The sequence below is a fragment of the Streptomyces sp. S3(2020) genome (assembly GCF_013044505.1).
In the GTDB taxonomy this organism is placed as follows: domain Bacteria; phylum Actinomycetota; class Actinomycetes; order Streptomycetales; family Streptomycetaceae; genus Streptomyces.
The window spans coordinates 1-6,876 of the sequence record NZ_JABERD010000338.1; the positions used below are offsets into that span (position 1 = coordinate 1).

Annotated in this window: 5 protein-coding genes and 1 pseudogene; 1 reads left to right on the forward strand and 5 read right to left on the reverse strand. The window is 71.3% G+C overall.

Translation table 11 applies throughout. The features are described from left to right. The 5 genes and pseudogenes from HLK59_RS46815 to HLK59_RS46835 form a co-directional block, all read right to left on the reverse strand. Positions 1 to 186: pseudogene (locus HLK59_RS46815) on the reverse strand (hypothetical protein); the annotation flags it as partial. Continuing rightward, positions 186 to 2,870, reverse strand: coding sequence for an ATP-binding protein (locus HLK59_RS46820; protein ID WP_171147787.1), 2,685 nt, complete (start codon positions 2,868 to 2,870; stop codon positions 186 to 188). The gene HLK59_RS46820 and the pseudogene HLK59_RS46815, both read right to left, overlap by 1 nt. Next, a complete protein-coding gene (locus HLK59_RS46825) occupies positions 2,867 to 3,460 on the reverse strand; it encodes a hypothetical protein (RefSeq protein WP_171147788.1) in 594 nt (197 codons plus the stop codon). Before HLK59_RS46825 ends, HLK59_RS46820 begins: the two co-directional genes overlap by 4 nt. Next, positions 3,457 to 3,798 (reverse strand): hypothetical protein, encoded by a 342-nt coding sequence (locus tag HLK59_RS46830; RefSeq protein WP_171147789.1) that lies wholly within the window; start codon positions 3,796 to 3,798, stop codon positions 3,457 to 3,459. Before HLK59_RS46830 ends, HLK59_RS46825 begins: the two co-directional genes overlap by 4 nt. Beyond that, entirely contained in the window at positions 3,795 to 4,736 is a 942-nt protein-coding gene (locus HLK59_RS46835; protein ID WP_171147790.1) for a conjugal transfer protein, read from the reverse strand. The genes HLK59_RS46830 and HLK59_RS46835 overlap by 4 nt, the downstream gene beginning before the upstream one ends. A gap of 774 nt (positions 4,737 to 5,510) precedes the next feature. Here HLK59_RS46835 and HLK59_RS46840 point away from each other — a divergent pair. Beyond that, positions 5,511 to 6,876 (forward strand): hypothetical protein (locus HLK59_RS46840; RefSeq protein WP_171147791.1); only part of this gene is annotated, 1,366 nt, incomplete at its 3' end.

A 6,876-nucleotide genomic window follows, 5' to 3' on the forward strand; every position in this document is an offset into this window, starting at 1 on the left:
GGGGTAGGGGGTGGCGGAGGGCTCGGCGGCGAACGCGGCCCCGGTCCGTGGCCACCACGGTTCCGGCAGGCTCGCCCCCACCACCAGGGCGAGAACGGTGGCAGCGACGGCGAGCACGCTCAGCGCACTCGCCGCCACGGCAACGCGCCGCATGCGGGCGGGGGACAAGGGCGCACAGGCAGTCATCAGGTGTGTTCCTTCTGCGGGGGACCGGCGGCCTCGCCGGAGTCCGGGACAACCGCGGCGTTCGTCGTGCTGGTGCGGCGCCCGGGGGTGGTGGTGATGGAGGCGGCGATGCGCGGGATGCGGGGGATGATCGTTTTGATGCGGCCGGTGTTCTGCCGCGGGCAGGTCAGCAGGAACTCGCCCTGTCTGCCCTTGTGTCCGACGGGGGACAGGCCGGTGGTCACCAGCCGCAGCAGCTCCGGGTCATCGGGGTCCAGGCCGATGAATTCCAGGCCGCGGCGGGCGCGTTCACGGTCGGTGGTGCGGGCCAGGGCGCGGTAGGCCATCAGGCCGCGGTCGGGGCCGAGCTCCCCAGCGTCGTGCGAGCCGGCGAGCAGTCCGGCGCCGTGTTTGCGGCCGTCGTGGAGGATCTCGTGGACCAGCGCGGTCCCCTCGGCCGAGGAGGTGAGCCAGTACAGCTCGTCCAGGACCACGGAGGTGAACCGCCTGGGGTCCTCGAAGGCGGTCTGGCGGGCGATCGCCGCGATCAGGTAGAGGACCGCCCGGCCGATCAGCGCTTCCAGGGGCTGCTGGTGCAGCACCTCCGGGTTGGCGAACGCGGCCTTGGGAGGCAGCTTCAGCCCGGTCGTGGTGATGACGATCATGTCGTGGGCGCTGGAGGCGTCCAACTGGACCGGCGGCAGCGCCGGGTCGAAGACCATCGCCGCCAACGGGTTGGAGGCGACCACCTGGATGAGGCCGGCCAGGGTGGCGGCCGCGTCCTGCCGTCTGCCCGCCTCACCGGCGGCCAGCTCCTCCAGGACCTCCACCACCCGGTGCATGGACGGGCTGTGGCCGGCGGCGGCGTGTTCGACAGCGTGGTGCAGGACCTCGCCGCTGGTACTCATCGGGCCGATGCCCAGCTGCAAGGTGAGGTAGGACAAGGCGTAGTGACGCCCCTCGGGGCCGGTGAACATGCGCAGCGGATCGATGGACACCTCAGCCCTGGCGGCGTCGATGATCTGCACACGGCCGCCGGTGGCGGTGCGGGCGAACGTCGCCCATTCGCGCACGGGGGTGCGGTCGATGCAGATGGCGCAGCCGCCGCGCGCCCACACCGCCTCCGCGATCAGTTTCTGCAGGACACTCTTGCCCGCCCCGAGGTCGCCGACGATGCCCATGGAGGCCGAGGCATCCTGCTTCGGCGCATCCGCCACGTTGATCATGACGGGGCGGGTGGTGCCGCAGTCCAAGTCGATGCCGAGGAACATGCCGTTCGGGTCGCCGACCTCCCCGGTCGTGAAGGCCCCGGACAGCGCCCAGTCCTCGCTGACCTGGTGCTGGGTGAACTCCCGCACCAGGCCGGGCCGCACAGTGGCGGGCAGGCCGAGGGTGAATAGGGCTTCCTGCAGGCCGGCCGGGTGCACCGCCCGGTAATCAGCGCCGCTGAGCAGGGCGGCCAGGGCGCGGGCGCGGGAGTCGCAGACGGCGGCGGTCGGCCCCCACACCGTCAGCACGGTCACCGACTGCACCTCGACCTCCACGCTGGTGCGCGACAGCCGCGCATCCAGCTCGCCCAGATCCCGGGCGGCCTCGCTCAGCGATGCGGGCATGCCGGTGGGGCGGGCGTCGTACTGGTCGGCCTGGTCGATGAGTTCGTTCTTCTTGCGCTGCACCTGCGCCCGGGCCTTCTCGGCGGGCACCAGGGTGAGATCGATGGTGTAGTCGACGGGAAAGTCCAGGGATTCCAGCTGGGCGAACAGATCGGCGGCATCCTGGCTGACCGCGGGCGGGCACTCGGCCAGCGCCAGATGGGCCTGGTAGCCGGTCCCGGCGTCGGATTCCACCTGCAGCCAGCGCCGTCTGAGCGGCGAGGTGCCCTTGGTCCGCCACCAGGCCGTGCGGCCCGACCGGGTGATCCGGCCGGTGCTCTTGAGGTCGCCGACGTCGTCAAGCTGCGGGTCGATGCCGCCTTCCTGCAGGCGTACCTGTCCGAGGTCGGCATAGCTGGGGGAGCGCAGCACTCCGTCATGCAGGTGCCCGCCGTACAGACCGCTGGCTTCCGCTTGCGCCAGCAGCGGTTCCACAACGCCGCGGTGCACGGCGTGCTGGATCACCCATACGACTTCCGCCGGGCAGGCCGGACGGAATGCGATCCCGCCGGCCAGCGCGGCTTCCACCCGGGACGCCTGCTCGCGATACGCCCTCACCTCGCTCCGTGCCACCGGCGCGGGCCGCATGCCCAGCAGCGCGGCGAGCTCCGCCCACGCTGCGCTGAGCGAGGCTGCCACGGGCAGTCCGGCCGTCTCGGATTGCAGGGGGATGGCCAGCCACAGGGTGCGGCGGTGCATCTCCTGGTCGTCCAGCAGATCCAGGGTGGCCTCGACGCTCTGGACCCACGGATGGTCAGCGCCCGGCGCGGTGCCGGCCGGCTCGATGCCCTCGATCATCTTCAAGGCGATCTCGCCCGGATCGACCTGGGCGGCCAGCCCGAACAGCCGCGGCGTCCCGGACAGGGAACGCACCATGTGTGTGATCTTGGCGAGCTGTTCGTCGCGGGCCGCGGCGGACACATGGGTGCCCTGGACGCTCTCCTCAACCTGGCCGCACGCGTCCGGGCCCGGATGCAGGCGGTACAGAGCCCATACGCTGCCCTGCGCCGACCACACCAGGTGCCCGGCGATATGACGCAACGGCACCCTCACCGCACACCCCCGCCCGGCCCGGTGCGCGCGAGCAGGCGCTGCACTCCCGACACCGGCCCCACGCCCGCTGCTGCTCCCGCCCGTACCGTCGCGGGAGCAGCCGGCTCCGTGCGGCGGGGTGACGATGGGCGCGCGACGAGCGGACCTCGGTGCCGCACTCGGCCGGCTGCCCGCTGAGCTGGATCCGCACGCGGGACCGACAGCGCCGGATGCGGCATCTCCTCGAGCGTGAAGCCGCCCAGCAAGGGGCGGGCAGCACGGTCGCGGGCCGCCCGCCCGCCGATCCGGCCTCCCTTCGGCTGCCACTCCAGCAACACCCAGCCCACAGCAGCCGGCAGCGGGGCACGGCCCCGGATCCTCGGGCGGCGGATCGCCCAGATCGCCAGCAGCCAGGCCGCGACCGGGAGCGGCCCCAGCACCGACCACCAGCTGATGGTCTTCACCAGCAGGAACCCGCCGACCACGGCGAGCGCGATCTGCGCGGGCGTGTACGGGCCCAGCGGGATCTTCCAGTCCGCGACCCTCCCCAGCACCCAGGGATGGCGGCGGGCTGAGGTGTAGTAGCGCCCCACCCGGGCGGCCGCGCTCACAGCAGGTCCCCTGCACCGAAGGCGTGTTCCCGCACGGCCGGATCCGGACTCTGGACGACCCCGGGGACGACAGGCGCGCTCTGGGCCGGGTTCTTGACCTCGTCCTCGAACATGTTCGCAAGGTCCTCGCGGGAGTTGTACAACCCCAGCGCGACGATCATCAACAGCAGGGAGCCGATCCCGGCCTTCAGGCTGAACTTCTGGATCATGATGACGACGACGAGGGCGAGCAGCCCGGCCTGCAGACCCTTGGTCGCCCAGTCCTGGAGCATGGTGATCCACGCGTCGCCGAGATCGTCCAACTTGCCTGCGAGTACTACGCCGTTCCCGCCGGTCACCGGGCACCTCCGCTCTGGGCGGTGCCGGACTCCATTGCGGAGATTTCCCAGCGACCGGAGCGGGAGGCGAGAGCGAGTTCGTAGGCCAGCGGCCACCGTCCGTCCGCGTCCCGGGCTTCCACCTGGACCAGGACACCGACCTTCGTGCCGTCGGCCGGCACCTGTGTGCCAGCCGCCGCCTCCTGGACGGCCGACACCTCCTGGACCACGACCGCCGTGTACGGAGCGGGGGAGACCGCGGTGAGCTCCACGCCGGGCGCGAGATAGCGCTCCACTTCCCCGGCCCCAGACAGATAGGCGGCGAGGAACTCCCCGACGGCGGACGACAGATCCCCCTCCGGGACACGCACGCCGTACACCGATGTCGGCGCCTCGGCGCGGACGGGCCCGGCCACCACCCCCGGTGCACCGGTCACGGTGAACGAGGTACCTGCGCGATCGGCGGCGACCGGCACGGCGTAATACCGCACCCGGCCGTCGGCATACTGCGCAGCCACTGTCACCGACCACACCCCCTGCGCGCTCTGCGCACTGCGCACCGCCGTCACCGACACCGGTGTCGACTGCGCATCCGGCACCGGGTCGGGCAGTTCGACGTTGGGCGCCATCGACTGCGCAAGCCGCGCCTGCGCACTGGCGAGGTCGTCCGCGCTGCTGCGCAGCCAGGTGTTGATGAACAGCTGCGAATAGCCGGACGGGTCGGCGGGCACCGCCGTGGTGCGCACTGTGGCCGTGGGCGGGTCTGGCGCGGCCGCGGCGACTGCACTCGAGGCGGAGATGGAGGTGAGGGACAGGCCCAGGGCGATAGGGCCGGCCGCGATGAGGGCCCAGAGCACCACACGGGACAGGCGGACGCGGCGCCGCATCGCGTGCAGCTCCACGCCGGCCGCCATCGGAGCAGCCGCCTCCTGCGGCGGAGCCTGCTTATTACGGGACATGGGCAATCTCCCAGGTCAGTACGGATGTTGCTGACTGGGAGGAAACCCCCCGACCCCGACCGGACCACCGACCATGAAGGCCCGACCACGGTCACGATGAGGACACAAAGCCGGTGGTCGGCGTTCCGGTCGAACCGACCACCACGCCAACCACACCCCCGCCGCGTGCCGACGGCTGCTCATCCGGTCCGGCACCAACCCGGGGGCGACGACGGGCGTGAGCCGTGCGTGCTGCGCGGCTCTCGGGCTCCGTTCTTCCGTTGCGCAGACGTCCTGTGCCTCGGGCGGCGGCAGCGTCTGCGCACAGCAACATCTGTATCTGCGCACGAGAACACCAGCCCTGCCCGAGCCGAGTGCGCAGCCCTCGTGCACGGGCCAACTGCGCACGAACCCCGATCCGGTGCGCAGCCGTTGCGTCGCGCACATCCGACTGCGCACGCACCTCGCCCCTGTGCACAGCTCGGCTGCGCACTCCCCAGCTTGCGGATGCGCAGGTATCTGCGCACCGCGCCCTGTGGATGCGTAACCGTGCGCACCGGGACGGACGGGTCGTGGTCGGTTCGACCGGTAGTCCCACCACGGCAGTCCAGAACGGGTGTTGCTGGATCGTGATCCGTGGTCGGCTCTGGTGGTCGCCAGTCCGGTCGGGGGTGCTCGGTGAGCTGACGACATGGCATACACACGCTCCACCACACTCTTGGGCCCCGGCCGCCCTGCTCTGGACCTGGTGCGCCGCCGCGGTCGCCGTGCGCGGGTGGGGCGAGGGGCACAGGAGTGAGCGGCTCGGGGGCGGGGATCAGGCGGGGCGTGATGGCGGCCGTTCAGTTCACGCAGATCGCCAACGCGCTGTTCCGCGACCCACGGGTGTCGTTGAGGGCGAAGGGGATCTTCGGCTATGTCAGTACGCACCGCAGCGGCTGGCAGGTGACGATCGACGACCTGGTGCGCCGAGGGCCCGACGGGCGGGACGCGGTCCGTGCCAGCCTGCTGGAGCTGGAGGCGCACGGCTACCTGATCCGGGAACGCTTGCGCCGCCCGGACGGCACGCTCGCCAAGATCGTCTACTGCATCACCGACCGCCCGGCCACCGTCGACCTCGCCCTGATCGAAGCCGGCCTGGGGTCCATGGCTTTCGACCCCGCATCGGGTGGCGGCACGGTGGCGGGGGTCCGGCGGGGCGTGATGGCGGCCGTTCAGTTCACGCAGATCGCCAACGCGCTGTTCCGGGATGCCCGATTGTCGTTCAAGGCCAAGGGGCTGTTCGGGCTGCTGTCCACGCACCGGGATGGCTGGCGCATCACCGTCACCGCCCTGGCGCGCCGTAGCCGTGAGGGCGAGTCAGCGGTCAAGAGCGGGCTGAAGGAGCTGGAGAAGCACGGCTTCCTGGCCCGCGAACGCGAGCGCAGCCCCCGTGGGACCCTCGGCCCGGCCGCCTACCACATTACTGAGCTACCGGCCCTGCAAAACCCCAGGTCGCAACCAGAGTCGGGTTTTCCACCAGTGGATGAACCTACATTGGCTGAGCGGCCCACTAAGAACACCAACAGAAAGAACACCACTCAGCAGAACACCAGCTCCCTCCGTCCGTGCGAGCGCGGCGACGCCGCGCACGCCTCCAGCGGGACACCAGCCCCGGATGCGACCGCACCCGTGCCGCCGGCGGACGAACTCCACCCCGGCATCCGCCTGCTGTCGGAGATCGCAGCGAGCCATCCCGAACTCCTGCTGACCGGGAAGGCGCTGACCGATCAGGGCCGCATCTGCACGGTGATGATGGACATCGGCTGGAGCCGCGAGCAGCTGCAGCACGTCATCACCGGCCAGCCCTTGCCGCAGCCGGTGCGCAACTCCGTCGGAGCGATCATCGCCGCCCGCCTGCGAGCCGCTCAGGCATACCCGCCGCCCGCCACCATGATCCCCCATCGCCACGACGACGTCCTCGACGAGGAAACACCGTGGGAGGCGCCGCCGGACGCGAGGACCTCCACGGCATCTATAACCCGCAGCGTGACCGAGGCCCTGACCTACCGGGCGCTCGTTGAATGCACCGGATGCGGCAGGCCCGGCACTGCTGTCGGTGAAGACCTCTGCCCGGCCTGCCTCGACTGGCCGCAGTGCCACACCTGCCCCGGCCCCACCC